The following is a 19636-nucleotide window of genomic DNA, read 5'->3' as shown; positions in this document are numbered from 1 at the left end:
CCGGATTCATTCGTCTCCGGGTGCCAGCAACAGATTCGGCGCCAGTCGCTGATAACCGTCCTGCGACAGGCGCATGTCCAGCAACAGGCTACTCAGATCCGCCGACAGCGCTTCCGCTTCGGCGTCATTTTCCAGATACAACAATTTCAGATAGCTGTTGCAACCGGGGCACAACTCCGCGCGCAACGGCGCCTGATTGGCCGCGTAGCGATCGTCCTCAAGGCTCAGGTAATTCAGGCCTTTGCTCTGCTCGCAATACACACACTTGACCCGCACCACATGCCATTCGCAGGCGCACAGCGAACACACCAGATAGCGCAAACCGTTGTGTTTGCCGCGATGGCGAATCACCCCGGCCATTGCCGGTGATCCGCAGGCCGGGCATTGGCTGAGGCTGTCGCCGGGCGTCAGTTGCAGGTTGGGTACGCTGAGCAGCCAATGGCTCCAGGCGACCTGCAGCGCCGCGCCGAGAAACGGCACCAGTGCCGCCGGCAGCAGTGAATATTGACCGCTGACCAGCGCCACGGCCCAGGCACGCAGTTGTCCGACGCTGGCCACGCGCAAACTGGTCAGCGCGTCGAGCACCGCTGGTTGCTGCGGCGCGACGTAGCGTTGCAGCAAGGCGTCGAGGTAAAGCTGCCAAGTGTCTTCGCGGATCAAGGTGTCGGCAGCGAACGGCGGCATGCCGTGTTGTCGGCACACTTCCAGCCGCTGCTTATCAAACGGTTCTGTGGCCGGTGGATCATCGAAGATCTGCTGTTGCACGCGGCATAACCCGGCAATCAGCAGCAGATAATCGGCCAACGGATGACCCTGCGCCAATTGCTCCAGGCGCTGGGCACGCAAGGTGAACAGATTGCGCGGGGGCAGATACAGAAACGGCGGCGAAGTGGCTGCCGCTTCGATTTCTCCAGGCTCAAGAATGGTTGGCATGTCAGCCCTTTTTCGGGTCTTTATCAATCGGCTCGCGAGTCACTTCGCGATACCACAGTGCATGGTGCTTCCTCGCCCAGGCGCGACTGACCCAGCCATGCAACATCGCGTCAATCGAACCCTTGATCCAGATCCCGGCGTAGATGTGCACGATGATGCTCAACACCAGCACAAACCCCGCCAGCGCATGCAGCAACATCGCCCAGCGGATCGTGGCGATGCCAAAGTACTCGCTGAAATACGCGCGCCAGATCACCAGCCCGCTGAACAGCAAACCCAGCATGCACAGCAGTAAAGTCCAGAACAGCAGCTTCTGCCCGGCGTTGTACTTGCTCACCGGTGGCACGCTTTGTTCGTCGTTGACCATGACCCGATTGATGCGGCGCAACCACGTGCGGTCATTGGCGATGAAAAAGTTGGCGCGCCAGAACTGCACCACCAGCCCCAGGAACAATACAAACATCGCCACGCCCATGAACGGATGCAGTATCCGCGTCCACGGCCCGCCGCCGAACAGGTTGCTCAGCCAGAACAACGAAGGATGAAACAACGCCAGCCCCGACAGCCCGGCCATGAAAAACAGGATCGCCACCAGCCAGTGATTGGTGCGCTGGTTGGCGGTGTAACGCAGGATCGTCTTGTTGCTCATGGCCGGTCTTCCCCGCGTGGGTCGAAGGTGTGCACCGCCGGGTCGACGACATGCACCGAGGTGTCGGGCGGCGTCGGATGCTCATCTTCCTCGACGCGGTTCGGCCCGATGCGCACGTAATGGAAGAATCCGGCCAACACCGCGGCGCCCATCGCCAGCAGGGCGAGCGGTTTGCTGATGCCTTTCCACAGCCCCACCAGCGGACTGATCGCCGGGTCGTTGGGCAGCGCGGCGTAGATTGACGGCGTGTCGGCGTGGTGCAGAACGTACATGACATGCGTGCCGCCGACGCCTGCCGGGTCATACAGGCCGGCATTCTCGAAGCCACGGCTTTTCAGATCGACAATGCGTTCGGCGGCGTGGGTTTTCATGTCTTCTTTAGTGCCGAACACGATGGCCCCGGTCGGACAGGTTTTCACACAGGCCGGCTCCAGGCCCACCGCGACCCGGTCCGAACACAAGGTGCATTTATAGGCTTTGTGATCCTTCTGCGAAATGCGCGGAATGTTGAACGGGCAACCGGTGATGCAATAGCCGCAGCCGATGCAGTGATCCTGATCGAAATCGACGATGCCGTTGGCGTGCTTGATGATCGCTCCGGGGCTTGGGCACGCCGCCAGGCAACCGGGTTCGGCGCAGTGCATGCAGCCGTCCTTGCGGATCAGCCATTCGAGATTGCCGGCGTCGGTTTCGTGCTCGGTGAAGCGCATCAAGGTCCAGGTTTCGGCGCTCAAATCCTGCGGGTTGTCGTAGGTGCCGTGGTTGTGGCCGACCTCGTCGCGCAGCTCGTTCCATTCCGAGCACGCGACCTGACAGGCCTTGCAGCCGATGCATTTGGTGGTGTCGATCAGCTTGGCAACTTCCTCCAGATTGCGCACCGAAGGCGCCGGTGTGGTGGTGGCCGAGCGGGCAATGATGTCTTGGCTGGCCATCTAAAGATTCTCCATTAGAGCTTCTCCACGTTAACCAGGAATGACTTGGATTCCGGGGTCTGCGAGTTGCCATCGCCGAGGAACGGCACCAGGGTGTTGGTCAGATAACCGTGGCGCGTCAGGCCGGTGAAACCCCAGTGCAGCGGGATGCCGATCTGGTGCACCACCTGGTTGTTGACCTGCAGCGGCCGAATCCTTTTGGTTACCACGGCCACCGCTTCGATGAAGCCGCGCTTGCTGCTGACCCTTACCCGGTCGCCGGCAACGATGCCTTTCTCCCTGGCCAGCACTTCGCCGATCTCGACGAATTGCTCGGGCTGGGCAATCGCGTTCAACTCGCAGTGCTTGCTCCAGAAGTGGAAATGCTCGGTCAGGCGATAACTGGTGGCCGCGTATGGGTAATCCTTGGCCACGCCGAGGCTGTCCCACACCGAATCGAAGATGCGTGCCGCCGGGTTGCTGGTAGCGTTCTTGTTGTTCGGGTGCAGCGGATTGATGCCGATCGGCGTTTCGAACGGCTCGTAATGCTCGGGGAATGGCCCTTCGTTCATCTTGTCGACGGCGAAGAATCGCGCTACGCCTTCGGGGTTCATGATGAACGGGTTCATCCCGGCTTCCGGCGGTACGTCGGCCTTGTAGTCCGGCACATCGGTGCCGCCCCAGGCTTTGCCGTTCCACCACACCAGACGTTTTTTCGGGTCCCACGGTTTGCCGGCGACGTCCGCCGAAGCGCGGTTGTAGAGAATCCGCCGATTGGCCGGCCACGCCCACGCCCAGCCTTGATGCTGATGCATGCCGTACGGGTCGTTATTGTCACGTCGGGCCATCTGATTACCGGCCTCGGTCCAGCTGCCGCAGAAGATCCAGCAACCGGACGCGGTGCTGCCGTCATCCTTGAGCTGCGAGAACGCCGCGAGTTGTGCATTGCCCTTGATCGCCGCACCGGTGGCATCGGTGGCATCGGTGAAATCGGTGGTGGCGTAGCCGTTGATCTCCTTGGCGATTTCTTCCGGCGACGGTTCGTCCTGAAGCTTGTACGGCCACGCGAGTTTCAGAATCGGCTCGGGATAAGCGCCGCCCTTGGCCTGATAACGCTCGCGCAGGCGCAGGAACAGTTCGGTCATGATGCGCACGTCGGTGCGCGCCTCGCCGGGGCCGTCGGCGCCTTTCCAGTGCCATTGCAGCCAGCGACTGCTGTTGACCAGCGAGCCGTCCTCTTCGGCGAAACAGGTAGTCGGCAGGCGAATCACTTCGGTCTGAATATCGGCGGTTTTGACGTCGTTGTACGGTCCGACGTTTTCCCAGAACTGCGAGGTTTCGGTCGCTAGCGGATCCATCACCACCAGCCACTTGAGCTTGGCCAGCGCCGCCATCACGCGGTTTTTGTCCGGCAACGCGGCAATCGGGTTGAAGCCCTGGCAGATGTAGCCGTTGACCTTGCCCTGCCCCATCAAGTCGAAGACTTTGAGGATGTCGTAGTTGGGAATGTCGAGTTTCGGTAAGTAGTTGTAGCCCCACTGGTTTTCCGCCGTGGCGTTGGCGCCGTACCAGGCTTTCATCAGGCTGACGTGGAACTTGCTGTAGTTCTGCCAATAGGACAACTGTCCCGGCCGCAGCGGCATTTGCGTGCGTTTATTGATGAACGCGGCGAAGTCCTGCTCGCTATCCTGCGGCAAGGTCAGATAACCCGGAAGCGCGTTGGACAGCAGGCCGAGGTCGGTCAGGCCCTGAATGTTCGAGTGCCCGCGCAACGCATTGACACCGCCGCCGGGCATGCCGACATTACCCAGCAGAAGTTGCACCATCGCCGCACTGCGGATGATCTGCGAACCGATCGAATGCTGAGTCCAGCCCAGCGCATAGAGAATGGTCATGGTCTTGCCCGGTGTCGAGCAAGTGGCGATTTCCTCCCAGATTTTCTGCATCGCGTCGACCGGCATGCCGCAGATCTGGCTCGCCAGCTCGATGTTGTAGCGGCTGTAATGCTGCTTCATCAATTGATAGACGCACCGCGGGTCTTGCAGCGTCGGGTCGACTGTGACGAAGCCGTCCTCGCCCAGTTCATAGCCCCAGGTGGATTTGTCGACGTAGGTCCGTTTGGCCGCGTCGTAACCGGTGAACAGTCCGTCCTCGAAACCGAATCCGGGTCTGACCAAAAACGAAACGTCGGTGTAGTTGCGCACGTATTCGTGCTGGATCTTGTCCTCGGTCAGCAGGTAATTGATCAGCCCGCCCATGAACGCGATGTCGCTGCCGGTGCGGATCGGCGCGTAGTAGTCGGCCACGGATGCGGTGCGGGTGAATCTGGGGTCGACCACGATCAGCCGCGCGGCGTTGTGCGCCTTGGCCTCGGTCACCCATTTGAAGCCGCACGGATGCGCTTCTGCTGCGTTGCCGCCCATTACCAGGATCAGATTCGCGTTGGCGATATCGGTCCAGGTATTGGTCATGGCACCACGGCCGTACGTCGGGGCAAGACTTGCCACCGTCGGGCCGTGTCAGACGCGCGCCTGGTTATCGAACGCCAGCATGCCGAGGCTGCGCACCACTTTGTGGGTTATGTAACCCGCCTCGTTGGACGCCGCCGAGGCCGCGAGGAACCCGGTGGTGATCCAGCGATTGACCGTTTGGCCTTTTTCGTTCTGCTCGATGAAATTGGCGTCGCGGTCGGCCTTCATCAGGTCGGCGACGCGATCCAGCGCTTCATCCCAGCCGATTCGCGTCCACTCAGTGCTGCCGGGCTTGCGCACTTGCGGGTACTGCAAGCGGCCGGGGCTGTGAATGAAGTCGAGCAGGCCCGCGCCTTTCGGGCACAGGGTGCCGCGATTGACCGGGTGATCGGAATCGCCTTCGATATGAATGATGTTTTGCGCAACGTTCTTCGCGGCATCGCCCTGGCTGTACATGATCAAGCCGCAACCGACCGAGCAATACGGGCAGGTGTTGCGGGTTTCATGGGTATGGGCAAGCTTGAAGTGGCGCACCTGCTCGGCGAAGGCCAGCGTCGGGGCCATGCCCAACGCGCCCAGGCTCGAGCCTGCAAGGCCGATACCGGCGACCTTGAAGAACTGACGACGGCTGAGATCCATCGTGCACTCCTGATCAGGTGGAACCCGGTACTTGGCCGGGTTTGTTTTGAACACTTCTTAACCTTAGCCAACGCCCCGTTGGTCTGTATGAATACCGACCGTCGGCCACCACAAAGTCACAATCCAACACAAATCCCCTGTAGGAGCTGTCGAGTAAAACGAGGCTGCGATCTTTTGATCTGGTTTTTCGAAGCCAAAGTCAAAAGATCGCAGCCTTCGGCAGCTCCTACAGGGGTTCCGGGCTTATCATGGCGGCCACTAATGACTTGCCTCTCCGAGACCGCGCATGACTTTCGATTTTGATCAGGTATTCGACCGCCACGACACCGGCAGCACCAAGTGGAGCCGCTATTCGGCTGACGTGCTGCCAATGTGGGTCGCTGACATGGATTTCGCCGCGCCGCCCGTCGTCATCGAGGCGCTGCAAAAGCGCCTGCTGCATCCGTTGGTGGGTTACAGCGTGCCGCAGCAGAACCTGCGCGAAGCCATCGTCGCCGATCTGTGGGCCAAGTTTGCCTGGCGCGTGCAGCCGCAGGAATTAGTGTTCCTGCCCGGCGTCGAAGCGGGTTTCAACATGGCGCTTAAAGCCTTGGTGCAACCGCAACAGAACGTCGTGGTGCAGACCCCGAACTACCCGCCACTGCGCCACGCGCCGGGGAACTGGGGGATGAACAAGGTTGAGCTGGAATTTGACGCGCAGGCTGACGGCACCTACGCCACGCCGCTGAATGCATTGCGTGAATCACTGACTGGCGGCGGCGCGCTGTTGCTGAGCAATCCGCACAACCCGATCGGCAAGGTGTTTGATCGTGCCGAGCTGCAAGCCGTGGCGGACATCTGCATGGCGCAGGACGCGTGGATCATCTCCGACGAAATCCACGCCGAGCTGTGTTACGACGGTCGCGTGCATGTTCCGACCGCGGCACTGAGTCCTGAGATCGCCCGGCGCACGATTACGCTGATGTCGGCGAGCAAGGCTTACAACATTGCGGGCCTCAAGACCTCGTTCATGATTATTCAGGACGCTGCCGTACGTGAGCGGGTCAACCACGCGCGTTGCGGCATGGTCGACAGTGTCAATCCGTTGGGCATGGAAGCTACCCGCGTGGCCTACAGCGAAGGTGGCCCGTGGCTGCAAGCGCTCAAGCAGTATCTGCAAGCCAACCGTGATTATCTGGTCGACGCGGTGCGCAGTCGCCTGCCGGGCGTGACCGTTAATGTGCCGCAGGGCACTTATCTGGCGTGGCTCGACTGCTCGGCGCTGGGGCTGGACGATCCGCAGAAGTTTTTCCTTGAACAGGCGCGAGTCGGCCTCAGCCCGGGTCTGGATTTCGGCGATCACGGCCAGCAATTCGTGCGCCTGAACTTCGGCTGCCCGCGTGCGCTGCTCGAAGAAGGCATTGCGCGGATGGAGCGCAGCCTCAAATAAACCACTCACCCTGTGGGAGCGGGCTTGCCCGCGATGACGTAATTCCAGTCGATATAGATGTTGGCTGACCTGACGCTATCGCGGGCAAGCCCGCTCCCACATTGAATGTGTCGCACATCCAATCGAACTCACGGCAAACGTAGCGGGTCAACCGCCCATACCTGTCGTGAGGCTGTGCCATGAGTTTCATCATTTGGGTAGCTGTGCTCGGCGCAGTGCTGTTGACCCTGGCGCTGACCTCCTCGTATCTGCGCTGGATGCCGGTCACCACTTCGGCGGTGTGTTTGCTGTTGGGCGTGGCTATCGGTCCCAGTGGTCTGGATCTGCTGAAACTGTCGCTGGACGACGCCTCTCTGTGGATGGAACACCTGACCGAAGTCGCGGTGCTGTTTTCGCTGTTTGTCTGCGGATTGAAGCTGCGTTTGCCACTGCGCGACAAGCGCTGGCGAATTGCGTTCGGGCTGGCCGGGCCGGTGATGGTGTTGACCATCATCGGCGTATGCCTGTTGCTGCATTTCGGCTTGCGTCTGGATTGGGGGCCGTCGGTGTTGATCGGCGCGATGCTGGCCCCGACCGATCCGGTGCTGGCGGCGCTGGTATCGGTCAACGATGCGCGAGACGAGGACAGCGTTCGCTTCGGTCTGTCCGGCGAAGCGGGTCTGAATGACGGCATCGCCTTCCCGTTTGTAATTCTTGGTCTGCTGCTGTTGCACAGCGATGGCATGGCCGGCGAGTGGACCGACTGGGTTTTGCGCAGTGTGCTGTGGGCAGTGCCGGCCGGACTGCTCACCGGTTACTGGATGGGCCGCGGTATTGGACGCCTGACTCTGTCGCTGCGAATTCACAACGACGACAGCACGCTCAGCCCGAATGACTATCTGGCGCTGGCATTGATCGCTCTGGCTTACGTGGTCGCCGAGGCCATTGGCGGTTACGGCTTTCTGTCGGTGTTTGCTGCGGGATTGGGTCTGCGCCAGGAGGAAGTCAAATCCACGGGTGTCGGCCAACTGCCCGCCGAGCATCTGGTGCAGCCGGTGGTCGGTCATCAGAACGTCGAGCCGCAGCACGCGGTGCATGGCAATACCGAGCAACTGGAAGACAGCCAGGTCGCTGCGGGCATCATGATGAGCGACATGCTCGCGTTCGGCAGTCTGGTCGAGCGCGCAATGGAAGTGTTTCTGGTGACGTTACTCGGCGTGGTATTGCTGGCCCATTGGGACTGGCGAGCGCTGCTGGTCGGCGGCGTGCTGTTCTGCGTGATTCGTCCGTTATGTGTCGCGGTGATGCCGTGGGGAACGTTGCTGGCGGGACGGCAACGCTTGTTGATTGGCTGGTTCGGTATTCGCGGGATCGGCAGTCTGTTCTATCTGTTCTATGCCTTGAATCATGGGCTGAGCGACTCGCTGGCCACGCTATGCACCGATCTGACCTTGTCAGTGGTGGCACTGAGCATTTTGCTGCATGGCATCAGCACCCAGCCGATACTTGCCCGCTACGAGCAGCGTAAAATCAGAAAAGCCGATTCTTTGCGCTGAATCCTCGGCACTTAACCATCGAATTTTCTTCTGCAAAAAAATGGATCCCGCCGCGTTTGTCTCCGGTCACAGCTATAACTCCTCGCCAAACATGTTCGGCGAAGTCCGGCAGGTTCGGTTCCCCTGCGGCATCCAGCCTGATCCAAGGAATCCCGAAGAAGAAGGTCACGGTCATGAAAGAATGCTCGACTCCCGCACAGATCAAGGCTTGCAGAACCCTCGCCCTCGAGCGCAACCAGCAATTGTTCGAAGAAGCGCAGACGCTGAATCGACAGGCCCACGAGCTGCTGGAAGGACATGATCTGGATTTCAGGAAGTTTGATCACTATCAGGCGTTGCGCCGTAAGGCTGACATGAAGTTTGAGGATGCCATCGAGCATTTGTGCGTACTTAACGCAGACTTCCCGCCTGTGCCGATGTCGACCCAGAACTCGCAAGGCTTGCGCCGCGAGCTTGAATCGCACGTTTGATCCGTTCAATAAAAAGCCCGGCCCAAAATGGCCGGGCTTTTTATTGCGCGTCTTTCAGCTGCCGGGATTGGTCACCTGAATATAGAAAGAGTAAGTCCCGAGCAGCACCCAGAACGTGGCGAAGATCCACGGCGTACGCACCGAGAACAGCAGCGACTTGCGGTAGCCCTTGTGGCTCGACTCCATTTCGGCGAACAGTGGCGATTCGTCGTACGCCAGCCCCATCAACGGTTCGGCGCGCAGCAATTCGCTTTGTTTGTAATGCCAGTGATCAATGATGTCGTACGCCGCACGAATGCCCGGCCAGGCGTTGAGTGAACTGAGCAGGCCGAGCAACGCGAGAAATGGCGGCACGACAATGGTGAACAACTTGCCCCATTCCGGATTGAGATTGGCCATGCATGACGCGAAGGCAATCACCAGAAACGATTGCGCGGCCAGATAGGCGTCGGTGCGGTTGGCCAGAATGGTGGTTTCGTACTGAATTTCCCGGCGGTAGAAATCCAGGCGTTCCTTGGGCGAGCCGAACATCTTGGCGTCGTGTTCGGTCAGGGTTTCTTCAGCGGTGGGTTCGGTCAGGATGCGAGGCACGGGAGACACGCTCAAAGGGACAAAGCGTTTCGATGTCTGCGGTCGCGCACAAGTTCAGCCGGATCGGGCTGGGGTCATTTCATCGATTGGGCGATGATTTGCACCAGATTGAGTTGATTGAACGGTTTCGGCAAACGTGGCAAGCCCGCCGCGAAGCCTTCCAGGCGTTCGGCGTAACCGGTAGCGAGGATGATCGGCAGATCTGGTTTGAGCAGACGCACGGCATGCGCCAGTTGCGCTCCGGTCATCTGCGGCATGGCCATGTCGGTGATGATCAGGTCGATGGGTTCGCCTCGACCAATCAATGCCAGCGCCTCGGCACCAGATTCGGCATTCAGCACGCGATGGCCCAGATCCTCCAGCAACAGGCTGGTACTGGTCAGCACCAGACTGTCGTCGTCCACCACCAATACGCTCAAGCGCGGCACCACAGCCGTCGCGACATTCTGCCTCAACAGCTTGACGGTTACGTCATGGCCGGCGACCGGCAGCCATAGTTCGGCCGTGGTGCCCTGCCCCGTGGCGCTTTTGAGGATGAAACGTCCACCGAGTTGCTCGATAAACCCGTGCACCATCGACAAGCCAAGCCCGGTGCCTTTGCCGAGGCCTTTGGTGGTGAAAAACGGATCGGTGGCTGACGCCAGGGTCGTTTCGTCCATGCCTTCGCCGTTATCGCTCACGCTCAGACAGACGTAACGCCCAGCTGCCATTGTCGAATGAATGTTTTCCAGCACGACTTCGGGTTGTGCACGGATCACCACGCTGCCGCCGTCGGGCATCGCATCCCGGGCGTTGGTCGCCAGATTGAGCACGGCCAGTTCCAGCTGGTTGGTGTCGGCCAGCACCGGTTCGAGATCGGCGGGAAAATGGCTGTCGATCTTGATCCCCGGCCCCAATGAACTTTGCAGCAGGCCACTGATGCCTTGCACCAGTTTGGGGATGTCGACCGCTTCGGTCTTGAGTTCCTGACGACGGGCAAATGCCAGCATGCGTTGGGTCAGCGACACGCCGCGCAGCGCACCTTGAGTGGCGTTTTCCAGCAAGCGATTGATTTTCGGGTCTTCGCCAACGCGTTTACGCACGATCTCCAGATTGCCGAGGATCACCGTCAGCAAATTATTGAAGTCGTGAGCGATGCCGCCACTGAGTTGACCGATGGCTTGCATCTTCTGCGCCTGGAACAACGCTTCACGGGTGCGCTCCAGATCAAGCTGGGTCTGGTGGGCTTCGGTGACGTCGCGGGTGATCTTGGCGAAACCGAGCAAGGTGCCGGTGTCGCCGCGAATTGCATCCACCACTACGTGCGCCATGAACCGGGTGCCATCTTTGCGCATGCGCCAGGTCTTGTTCTCGAAGCGCCCTTCGCGCACCGCGGTTTCCAGCGCACGTTGCGGCTCGCCCAGTTCGCGGTCTTCGGGGGTGTAGAACATCGAAAAATGCTCGCCGATGACTTCCTGCGGGGCGTAACCCTTGATCCGCTGTGCGCCGGGGTTCCAGTTGGTTACCAAACCTTCCGGGCTGAGCATGTAGATCGCATAGTCGGTGACGCCCTGCACCAGCAAACGGAACTGCTGTTCACTGCGCTTGAGGGTTTCTTCGGCCATCTTGCGGTCGGTCAGGTCGCGGGTAATCTTGGCAAACCCCAGCAACTCTCCGCTCGGGCTGAATATCGGGTCGATCACCACGTGGCACCAGAAGTGCGTGCCGTCCTTGCGTACCCGCCAGCCTTCGCCTTCGAACCGCCCTTCATGGATGGCCGTGTCGAGCGCACGCTGCGGCAAACCGGCGGCGCGGTCTTCATCGGTATAGAAACGTGAAAAGTGCTCGCCGAGAATCTCGGCTTCTTCATAACCCTTGAAGCGTTTGGCGCCGGAGTTCCAGCTGGTGATGACGCCGGTGGGGTCAATCATGTAGATCGCATAATCGACCACGGCATCGATCAACAGACGGAAGCGCATTTCCTCAATCGCGGTATTTTTCTTGTTGTTCTCGCTCATTGGGCTCACCGCACGTAGTCATTGGCAGAAGTATGCGTCAATCCGACGGATTGGGGAGGCGCAAAAGCACACTGGTTTACGCGATGGGCGGATGTTCAACGCTGAACGTATTTGACGATGCGCGAATACAGGGCGTTGAACAGATAATCTGGCACCTGCGCTGCGTATTGCGTGGCTTTGTGCAGTGCCAGATGGCTTTCCTTGATCAGCTCGTTGCGTTCGGCTTCGCTGCTGACCGACTTGCCGACGATGCGCTCATAGACGCTATAGCTGTAGGGAGTGGAGGTTGAGGTGATCGTCAGTTGGTTTTCTGCATCGAGGGCATAGGCGCTGTGTGCCCGTAGTGCTCGATCTTGCATGGCTCCGAATCCGCGTTCGTACAGAAACACCTGGGAGCCGCTGACTTTTTTGCTCGCTGCCTCCAGCGCGTACAGCACTGCATGGGCGGTGTCGAAACTGGATTTCAGCGTCGCGGGCCGGAGAAAACGTTCCAGCTCGCCTTTCTCCAGACTTTTGAAGCCACGCTGCACGCCTGAAATAAACGCAAACGGCAGGTTGCAGGCGACGACATGGACTTCCATTTGGTAGCCAGCATTCGCTGCGTAATCAGGTGATGCCGCGAAATCGATACTGTCGTAAGCGCACTCGATAATGATGTTGAGTTTTTGCGCGAAGGCTTGCTTGAAGATTTGCCCGCACAGGTCGCGAATGAAGGCATCGGTGTGTTCATAGGCATGCAGAACCCCTTGCTTGATCATCTCTGCGTATTGCGGGTGCTGTTTGCGGTATTCCGGCAGGTACAACCGCACGTAATTCTTGTAGCGACCAGACGGCAGCAGTTGTTTTTCCAGGAGGTAGGTTTTGCCGGAGCTTTGTACGCCAGCAGTCACTAACATTTTCGGCGTGGTGTCGGCCGTGATGTCGGCAAACAGCGTAGCGCTGATCGTATCGAATGCGACGCTTAGCTGTTGCGGCGTGTAGCTGTAGGTTGCGGGGGTGGACATGGGCGATTTCCTTATCAAATGTCGGTATGTGCCGAGGGCCGGCCCTATGACTAAAGACCCGTTGGCGGGCTTTTTCAAAGGACGGTGTTTGACAAGATATGTCATTGGATTTAAAGCGAAATATTCCTACAACTTAAAGTGAATTCTCACTCGGAATGGACTCGGCAAACGCACGAAAAAATAGAATTAGCCTGCGATTTCCCGGTCATTTTCCTGACAGTCCACCGACCACCAACGCGGCAGCAGTTGCTTGACCCGGCTCTCGCCAAAGCGGTCATCGATCAACATCACTACCCCGCGATCCTGCTGCGTGCGGATTACCCGCCCGGCGGCCTGCACCACTTTCTGCACGCCGGGGAACAAGTAGGTGTAGTCGTAACCGGCGCCGAAGATCGCCGCCATGCGCCGCTTCAATTGCTCGTTGACCGGGTTCAGTTGTGCCAGCCCGAGGGTCGCGATGAATGCGCCGATCAGCCGCGCGCCGGGCAAGTCGATGCCTTCACCGAACGCGCCACCGAGTACCGCGAAGCCTACGCCCTGGCTGTCAGCGGTGAACTGATCGAGAAAATCCTGCCGTTGGCCCTCGGCCATGCCCCGCGATTGCAGCCACAAGGTGATGTGCGGATGGCGCTCGGCGAGTAACTGCGCGACCTGTTGCAGGTAATCGAAGCTGCTGAAGAACGCCAGATAGTTGCCCGGCCGCTCGCTGAACTGCCGGGCGATCAACTCGACAATCGGCTCCAGCGATGCCTGGCGGTGGGCAAAGCGCGTGGAAATCCGGCTGATGATCTGCACTTGCAACTGCTCGGCGCTGAACGGTGATTCGACGTCGATCCACACGGTGTCGGCCGGGGTGCCGAGCAAGTCGGCGTAATAGTGCCGTGGGCTGAGGGTCGCGGAAAACAGCACGCTGCTGCGCGCGGCGGTCAGGCGCGGGCCGATGAACGCGGCGGGGACTACGTTGCGCAGGCACAGTTGCGACAGCGGTCGCTTGCGGTCGAGGTCACGTTTGCTGATGTCGAACAGATAGTGCGCATCAAACAGCTCCGCCACCCGGCCAAACTGCAGCATCTCAAAGTAGAAGTTCTGCAAGCCGCTGTCGAGGCCTTGCGGGTGATCGTTGAAGTAATCGCCGATGCTGCCGCTGCACAGGGAAATTGCCTGAAGCAGCTTCTCCGGAGCCTTGTCGTAGGCTTGATAAGTGGCGAGCTGGCCGTTGTGCAGCGCGTTCCATTCGCGGTTGACCCGCTGCAATGCCTTCTTCAACGGCTCGGGCGCGGTTTTGCGCACATTGTTCAGCGTCGCCTGATCGAGGGTCGCGCTGTACATCTGCCGCCCGCGTTCCACCAGGTTGTGCGCCTCGTCTACCAGCACCGCAACTTTCCATTGGTTGAGCTGCGCAAGGCCGAACAACAGCGCGCTGAAATCGAAGTAATAGTTGTAGTCGGCCACCACCACGTCGGCCCAGCGGGCCATTTCCTGGCTCAGGTAATACGGGCACACCGTGTGTTGCGCGGCGACTTCGCGGATGGCCGCTTGATTGAGCCGGTTCAACTGACTGGCAGCCTTGCGCGCAGCGGGCAAGCGATCGTAGAAGCCTTGCGCCAACGGACAGGATTCGCCGTGACAGGCCTTGTCGGGATGCTCGCAAGCCTTGTCTCGGGCGACCATTTCCAGCACCCGCAACGGCAGGATTTCGCTGTGATCGAACAACACTTGCGCCGCATCCAGCGCCAGTTTGCGCCCCGGCGTCTTGGCGGTGAGGAAATACACTTTGTCGAGTTGCTGCGGCGCCATGGCCTTGAGCAGCGGAAACAAAGTGCCCAGGGTTTTGCCGATGCCGGTCGGTGCCTGGGCCATCAGGCAGCGGCCGGTGCTCGCGGCTTTGAAGACTGACTCTGCGAGATGGCGTTGGCCGGGACGAAAATCGGCATGGGGAAACTTCAGATCCGTAGCAGCACTATTGCGCGCCTCGCGATGGGCCATTTCCTGCTCGGCCCATTGCAGGAACAACCGGCACTGCTGCTCGAAAAACTGTTGCAACACCTCGGCACTGAAGGCTTCGACCAGACAGGTTTCCTTCTCGCTGACGATGTCGAAATACACCAGCGCCAGATTGATTTGTTCAAGCTGCAGCTTCTGACACATCAGCCAGCCGTAGATTTTCGCCTGCGCCCAGTGCAAATGGCGGTGATTGAGCGGTTGCTTGCTCAGGTCACCACGGTAGGTTTTGACTTCTTCCAGGCAGTTCTGCGCGGGATCGTATCCATCCGCCCGACCTTTGATCTTCAACTCGCCGAATGAGCCTTCCAGCGAGACTTCGCTTTGATAACCCTCACTGCGGCGCGAGGCCACGGTGCGGTGGCCGGCGATGCCTTCCAGCGCGGTGGGTGACGGCGTGAAGCGTAAGTCGAGGTCGCCGGTCTTGGCGGTGAACTCGCACAGCGCGCGTACGGCAATGCTGTAGCTCAAGCGCCCTGCTCCGCCCATTGCACGTAACACACGGCAACCGGCATCTGATGCGCGTGGCAGAACTCGATCCAGCGTAACTGGTTGTCCTGCAAACGGTCGCCGGGGCCTTTGACTTCGATCATCCGGTAAGTTTTTTCCTGCGGCCAGAACTGGATCAGGTCGGGCATGCCGGTACGATTGGCCTTGATGTCCAGCAGCAAGCGGTTGAACCAGTGTTTCAGGTGTTCGGCGGGCAAACAGGCCAGTGCCTGCTCCAGCAGATTTTCGTTGAGTGCGCCCCAGAACACGAACGGCGACTGCACGCCCCACTTGGTCACGAAGCGCGTGCGGATGGTGTCGGCATAACGCCCGTCGTCGAGTTCGGCCAGACAAGCCTGGAACAGTTCGCCCCGGCGCTGCTGGAAGTCTTCATTGAGCAGATCCACCGGCCCACGCTGGAACGGGTGAAAGAATGCCCCTGGCAACGGCGCGAAAATCGCTGGCCAGCACAGCAGGCCAAACAAGGAGTTGATCAGGCTGTTTTCCACGTAATGCACCGGTCCGGCATCGTCATGCAGATGCGCCTGTACGTGGAATTCCACCGAACGCGTCAGATCAGTGCGCGGCAGGTGCAGATCGAGTCGTTCCACAGGTTTCGCCGCAGCACGTTTGAGCGGCGGCCCACCGAGTTTGCGCCGCAGGCGTGGCATCACCCGCTGCAGGCCTTGCTGCTCGGTAGCACTGTGCGGCGCCTGTTGAGCAATCTCGGCCAGCTCCAGCGCCAACGCATATTCGCCACTGCGCTCAAGCACGCGGATCATGCGCAAGCGTGCACCGGGATAAGTGCAATCGCGGTAAACACCAAGCGCCAGAGCGAACTCGCCGATGCGTTCGCAATACTGACCGATCTGAAACAACAGCTTGGCCCGGCGGCGTTGCAGCCATGGATTGTCGAAATGCAGCGCGTGGACTTGCTCGACAATCTCCTCCAACGGCTCGCCGGCCTCGAAGCGCTGCTGACATGCGTGCAGAAACAGGCAGGCATCGACGTCGGCACGGCTGCGCAGGCCGCGGGAGTCGGCACAGAATTCGACTTTTTCGTAGGTAAAGATGCCGAGATCGGCCAGCACGAACTCCGACCAGTCCTGATACAGATTGCCGAAGAACATCAGGCGGAAGCGGTCGCACAGATCCATCAGCGTCAGGCTCAGCAATCGGTCTTGCAATGACGGGCACCAATCAACCAACGGGCGCGGTTCCGGATGCAGATCGTGCAGCAACGGCAGCCAATCGACTTTCTTGCCCTTGGGTTCAACGATGGCCGGGCCGAACGCTTGCAGGATTTCCGCCTTGAGCAACACTTCAAACAGCTCGTGCATCGACACTGGCGCCGCGTCGTCGAGCCAGCCGAGATCGAGCAGAGGTTGCGCCGCGCCAGGAATGTCGCCGATTTCTGCATAGTTGAGTTTGCCGGCGCGAAAGTGCACACCCTTGCGCATCACCATGCGCACCAGCAAACCCTGCGAGGCGCGCGGCAATATGTTGAAGGTCTGGATGAACGCGAGTTCGTCCTCACTCATCAGATCGGCATAGCGAAGCTCAAGCCAATCAAGCACTTGCCGGAAGTTGTTGAGGTAATAGAACGGGTCGTCGAGCGGATTTGCAATCACGGTGATTTCGGAGCCATGGCGAGCGGGTACTGGTTATGCGTACAGATAACAGCTACGGCCCGACGGGTGCAAACGGAAAAGGATCAGCGGCACTGATCGTGGGGGATTTTTTCACCGGTGTATGAACTTTTACCGATCTGACGGCACCAACCGCGGTATAAGACCGACTTCGGTCACAAGACATGGAATAAGAGGTTGCTATGAATTTCAAGACTTTGGGTGTGCCTTTGGCTGTTGCAGCGCTGCTGAGCCTGGCAGGCTGCTCCACCCCGACGGTGGTCACCCTGCAGAACGGTACTCAGTATTTGACCGAAGACATGCCGAAAACCAAAAACACTGACGGCTTCTACGAGTTCGAGGATATTTCCGGAGCCAAGGTAAAAGTCCGCGCCGATGAAGTGGCGACGGTGCGCAAGGAAGACTGATCGTTTTGTGGAGCTGCCTGACCGGCAGCTCCGAGAATATTGCGGTTATTGCGGTTGGGTCATGCCCGGAATGCTGTTGTCGCACGTCACGTAGCGCCCGCCGCGCCGGGCCACTTCGCCTTGCATGCGCTTGCAACGTTCCAGATCCTGCTGGGCCATGCGGTCGATGCTCAGGTTGCCGGTGGTTTGCGGCTGTTTGCCGTCACCCAACCGGATCGTAACGAACGGTTGTTCGGGCTGAATCTGAAAGCGGCTTTTCTCTTCGACGGGTTTGACCTTGTCGGTCTTGGCCGGTGCAGGCAATTGATCTGTGGTGACTCCGTAGCGGCTCAGAATCGAGCTGTGAGGCAGATCGGCCCAAGTGTTGGTCGCAAACAGCGCCAGTCCCAGAACCCCGATGTAGCCTGTGTAAACCTTCACGCGTGAATCTCCTGTGCTCAATTAGCGGCTTCTACATGACGTCTGGTCATGTGGAGGATTTAGTGCCGCGTTCCTGTTGGTGCAGGGTATTTGAGTCAGGTAGTGGCCAATGAGTCACTTTGCATGTGGAGAGGGTTTCCCCTCTCCACAATTACGATCAGGCAATCACAAACGCATCGCCACTCAAACTCGCCAGCGAAACCCCGACCAAGGTCACAGAATCTCCGCCAAATTTCAGCAGCGTGTCCTGCCCGACCGTCGAGGCATGCGCGCGCACGTCATCGTTGGGCAACACACCCTGCACGCCGAGGAACACCAGTTTGTCGTTGGCAGTAAAACCCAGCACCCGGTCCTGACCAAAAGCACCGTTGAACAGGAACGTATCCGCCCCGCCGCCCGACTCCATCAGATCATTCCCGGCGCCGCCAACAAACACATCGTTGCCCGCCCCGCCGATCAGATTATCGTTGCCTTCCAGCCCGAATAACCAATCGCCGCCGGCATGCGCCTTGAGCGTGTCAGCGGCGCTGGTGCCCTTCACGCTCGATTCATATTGAGTGACGTTGTTGCCGACCTTCAAGCCGCTGGCCGTCACGCTGTGGGTCACATCATCCTTGAACAGGCCCCAGAGGAAGCCCGGCTCCTTGGTGACAATGCTGCCAATGTCGCGGGTGATGCTGATCCCGCCGTTGACGTCGTGGATATACAGATTGCCGGCGCCGTCGTTAGCGAAGTCGAACGTGTTGACCGACTTCTGCAAGTCCAGCGTGTTATTGCCCGCACCGCCGAGAATCACGTTGTAACCGCCGCCATCGCGGAAGCTGTCGTTGCCGGCGCGCCCTTCCAGATAGTCGTTGCCGCTGCCGCCCTGGATCAGATCGTTGGCGTCGCTGCCAATGATGAAGGTGCTGCCCTTGTGGGTTTCGGCGTTGCGATTGAGGTCCTGCACCCAGGTGTTGGCACGGGCCGGATCGGACAGGTTGGCGACGATGATCGTCGAATCCTTGCTGGTCAGTTCGTAGAACTTCGACTCGATCACCCGGTTCATGCCGTCGCCATACGCGGTCGGCAAGTGGGAAATCCACGTTGGAATATTCAGGATCGAATACGGCAAGACATTCCACACGTTCGAGGCGTAGTGATCGTTGAAGCTGACGATGTTATCGGTCGCTGACTCCTTCGGTGCATCGTGCACGCCGACTGAAGCGCCGGTGAACGTCGAGCCGTCGAGGGCGCGGAACACCGGGTCGTTTTCGTAGCCGACGTTGAGTACTTTGTCGGTGCTGCTCTGGGTTGGCGAGGCGTAGGCGATGTAGTTCGAATCCTTGAAGAAGCCACCCCATTTGCCGTTGCTCAAATCCGCCATACTGTTGACCGCCAGACCACCGAGGCTGTGGCCGCTGACCAGTACGTCCTTGCCGCTGAGGCCGTTGGCTTTGGCGAACGCCATCACGTCATTGAGCAGATTGCCGAACGCTTCGCCGGCGTAGTTCTTCGCGTAATCCTTGGGGCCGAACGCCGCGAGCAGGTCGTTGATCACGTCGCCGATGGAGTCGCCAATCAGGATTTCCCGAGGGCCGCTGGTGCCGCGAAATGCCACGCCGATTTCAGTGAGGTGACCTTGAGCGTCGTACTTGCCGAGGATTTCCACTTGGGCACTGGTGTAGCCGGCCTTTTCGCCGAAGAAAGTCCCGCGCGCGTCGGTCTTGCCTTCATACCCCAGTTGCGAGGCAGTGATGGGTGTCCATCCGGCCTTTTTCACCGCATCCAGTGCGAGTTTTTCCGAGTCGGGATTCCACGGCACGCCGGGGATCACGCCTTGGGAATCAGTGCCACCGATCAGCGCGGTGACCAATGTCGCCGGCAGGCCGAGGCCGAAACCGTTGTGCTGATAACCGGCGGCAAAGCCGTTATCGAGGTTGTGATAGGAATACAGCGTGATCGCCATTGCGTCGCTGAACAGCGCCTTGGAATCTGCTGTGCCGAAGTTCTTGTAGTCATACACACCCATTGCTGTTGCCTCTCTTGTTGTTGGATTTGT

At 59.5% G+C, this 19636-nt stretch carries 16 protein-coding genes; 4 read left to right on the top strand and 12 right to left on the bottom strand.

Annotated features, from left to right (window positions below):
• Positions 1 to 6: 6 nt before the first annotated feature.
• The 4 genes from fdhE to fdnG are packed head-to-tail and all read right to left on the bottom strand — an operon-like array spanning position 7 to position 5603.
• The gene (gene fdhE / locus ACP7EE_RS08610; RefSeq protein WP_426234215.1) at positions 7 to 933 is read right to left on the bottom strand and encodes a formate dehydrogenase accessory protein FdhE; all 927 of its coding nucleotides are present in this window, start codon (positions 931 to 933) and stop codon (positions 7 to 9) included.
• 1 nt (position 934) lies between these two features.
• A complete protein-coding gene (locus tag ACP7EE_RS08605; protein ID WP_426234214.1) occupies positions 935 to 1582 on the bottom strand; it encodes a formate dehydrogenase subunit gamma in 648 nt (215 codons plus the stop codon).
• The gene (gene fdxH / locus ACP7EE_RS08600; RefSeq protein ID WP_426234213.1) at positions 1579 to 2514 is read right to left on the bottom strand and encodes a formate dehydrogenase subunit beta; all 936 of its coding nucleotides are present in this window, start codon (positions 2512 to 2514) and stop codon (positions 1579 to 1581) included. Before fdxH ends, ACP7EE_RS08605 begins: the two co-directional genes overlap by 4 nt.
• Before the next feature lie 14 nt (positions 2515 to 2528).
• Positions 2529 to 5603, bottom strand: a complete 3075-nt coding sequence (fdnG, locus tag ACP7EE_RS08595) for a formate dehydrogenase-N subunit alpha (protein ID WP_426234212.1) — start codon at positions 5601 to 5603, stop codon at positions 2529 to 2531.
• A 286-nt stretch (positions 5604 to 5889) separates the two neighbouring features.
• On the opposite strand from fdnG, the gene ACP7EE_RS08590 reads away from it, so the two are divergent.
• Positions 5890 to 7032, top strand: coding sequence for a MalY/PatB family protein (locus ACP7EE_RS08590; RefSeq protein WP_426200745.1), 1143 nt, complete (start codon positions 5890 to 5892; stop codon positions 7030 to 7032).
• Between the two features lie 179 nt (positions 7033 to 7211).
• Positions 7212 to 8567: a cation:proton antiporter gene (locus ACP7EE_RS08585; RefSeq protein WP_426234211.1), complete on the top strand. Its 1356-nt coding sequence runs from the start codon at positions 7212 to 7214 to the stop codon at positions 8565 to 8567.
• Here the strand turns inward: ACP7EE_RS08585 and ACP7EE_RS08580 are convergent.
• The gene (locus tag ACP7EE_RS08580) at positions 8542 to 8742 is read right to left on the bottom strand and encodes a hypothetical protein (protein ID WP_426234210.1); all 201 of its coding nucleotides are present in this window, start codon (positions 8740 to 8742) and stop codon (positions 8542 to 8544) included. The two genes, ACP7EE_RS08585 and ACP7EE_RS08580, sit on opposite strands and share 26 nt — an antisense overlap.
• On the opposite strand from ACP7EE_RS08580, the gene ACP7EE_RS08575 reads away from it, so the two are divergent.
• Positions 8741 to 9037 carry a hypothetical protein gene (locus ACP7EE_RS08575; RefSeq protein ID WP_420650725.1) on the top strand — a complete coding sequence of 99 codons (297 nt, stop codon included), beginning with the start codon at positions 8741 to 8743 and terminating at the stop codon, positions 9035 to 9037. The genes ACP7EE_RS08580 and ACP7EE_RS08575 overlap by 2 nt on opposite strands.
• A 54-nt stretch (positions 9038 to 9091) precedes the next feature.
• Here ACP7EE_RS08575 and ACP7EE_RS08570 read toward each other — a convergent pair whose 3' ends face one another.
• The 5 genes from ACP7EE_RS08570 to ACP7EE_RS08550 form a co-directional block, all read right to left on the bottom strand.
• Positions 9092 to 9628 (bottom strand): hypothetical protein, encoded by a 537-nt coding sequence (locus ACP7EE_RS08570; RefSeq protein ID WP_420650726.1) that lies wholly within the window; start codon positions 9626 to 9628, stop codon positions 9092 to 9094.
• Between the two features lie 74 nt (positions 9629 to 9702).
• Positions 9703 to 11625: a PAS domain S-box protein gene (locus tag ACP7EE_RS08565; protein ID WP_426234209.1), complete on the bottom strand. Its 1923-nt coding sequence runs from the start codon at positions 11623 to 11625 to the stop codon at positions 9703 to 9705.
• 95 nt (positions 11626 to 11720) lie between these two features.
• Entirely contained in the window at positions 11721 to 12629 is a 909-nt protein-coding gene (locus ACP7EE_RS08560; RefSeq protein ID WP_426234208.1) for a zeta toxin family protein, read from the bottom strand.
• A 186-nt stretch (positions 12630 to 12815) separates the two neighbouring features.
• Complete coding sequence (locus ACP7EE_RS08555) at positions 12816 to 15101, bottom strand: ATP-dependent DNA helicase (protein WP_426234207.1); 2286 nt, start codon at positions 15099 to 15101, stop codon at positions 12816 to 12818.
• Positions 15098 to 16750, bottom strand: a complete 1653-nt coding sequence (locus ACP7EE_RS08550; protein WP_426234206.1) for a VRR-NUC domain-containing protein — start codon at positions 16748 to 16750, stop codon at positions 15098 to 15100. Before ACP7EE_RS08550 ends, ACP7EE_RS08555 begins: the two co-directional genes overlap by 4 nt.
• A 200-nt stretch (positions 16751 to 16950) precedes the next feature.
• On the opposite strand from ACP7EE_RS08550, the gene ACP7EE_RS08545 reads away from it, so the two are divergent.
• Positions 16951 to 17175, top strand: a complete 225-nt coding sequence (locus ACP7EE_RS08545; RefSeq protein WP_426234205.1) for a YgdI/YgdR family lipoprotein — start codon at positions 16951 to 16953, stop codon at positions 17173 to 17175.
• A gap of 45 nt (positions 17176 to 17220) precedes the next feature.
• On the opposite strand, the gene ACP7EE_RS08540 is transcribed toward ACP7EE_RS08545, so the two are convergent.
• A complete protein-coding gene (locus tag ACP7EE_RS08540; RefSeq protein WP_426200764.1) occupies positions 17221 to 17595 on the bottom strand; it encodes a hypothetical protein in 375 nt (124 codons plus the stop codon).
• Positions 17596 to 17752: 157 nt separating this feature from the next.
• Complete coding sequence (locus ACP7EE_RS08535; RefSeq protein WP_426234204.1) at positions 17753 to 19606, bottom strand: polyurethane esterase; 1854 nt, start codon at positions 19604 to 19606, stop codon at positions 17753 to 17755.
• Positions 19607 to 19636: the final 30 nt, after the last annotated feature.

The sequence above is a fragment of the Pseudomonas sp. TWP3-2 genome (genome assembly GCF_049897765.1).
In the GTDB taxonomy this organism is placed as follows: Bacteria; Pseudomonadota; Gammaproteobacteria; order Pseudomonadales; family Pseudomonadaceae; genus Aquipseudomonas.
Note: the sequence above shows the minus strand (reverse complement) of the source record. Positions and strands in the feature narration are given on the sequence as shown.

What these genes read in the sequence shown, in the direction of transcription:
- fdhE (WP_426234215.1), bottom strand. Translation starts at nt 933, where the DNA reads ATGCCAACCATTCTTGAGCCTGGAGAAATCGAAGCGGCAGCCACTTCG.
- ACP7EE_RS08605 (WP_426234214.1), bottom strand. Translation starts at nt 1,582, where the DNA reads ATGAGCAACAAGACGATCCTGCGTTACACCGCCAACCAGCGCACCAAT.
- fdxH (WP_426234213.1), bottom strand. Translation starts at nt 2,514, where the DNA reads ATGGCCAGCCAAGACATCATTGCCCGCTCGGCCACCACCACACCGGCG.
- ACP7EE_RS08590 (WP_426200745.1), top strand. Translation starts at nt 5,890, where the DNA reads ATGACTTTCGATTTTGATCAGGTATTCGACCGCCACGACACCGGCAGC.
- ACP7EE_RS08585 (WP_426234211.1), top strand. Translation starts at nt 7,212, where the DNA reads ATGAGTTTCATCATTTGGGTAGCTGTGCTCGGCGCAGTGCTGTTGACC.
- ACP7EE_RS08575 (WP_420650725.1), top strand. Translation starts at nt 8,741, where the DNA reads ATGAAAGAATGCTCGACTCCCGCACAGATCAAGGCTTGCAGAACCCTC.
- ACP7EE_RS08580 (WP_426234210.1), bottom strand. Translation starts at nt 8,742, where the DNA reads ATGACCGTGACCTTCTTCTTCGGGATTCCTTGGATCAGGCTGGATGCC.
- ACP7EE_RS08565 (WP_426234209.1), bottom strand. Translation starts at nt 11,625, where the DNA reads ATGAGCGAGAACAACAAGAAAAATACCGCGATTGAGGAAATGCGCTTC.
- ACP7EE_RS08560 (WP_426234208.1), bottom strand. Translation starts at nt 12,629, where the DNA reads ATGTCCACCCCCGCAACCTACAGCTACACGCCGCAACAGCTAAGCGTC.
- ACP7EE_RS08545 (WP_426234205.1), top strand. Translation starts at nt 16,951, where the DNA reads ATGAATTTCAAGACTTTGGGTGTGCCTTTGGCTGTTGCAGCGCTGCTG.
- ACP7EE_RS08535 (WP_426234204.1), bottom strand. Translation starts at nt 19,606, where the DNA reads ATGGGTGTGTATGACTACAAGAACTTCGGCACAGCAGATTCCAAGGCG.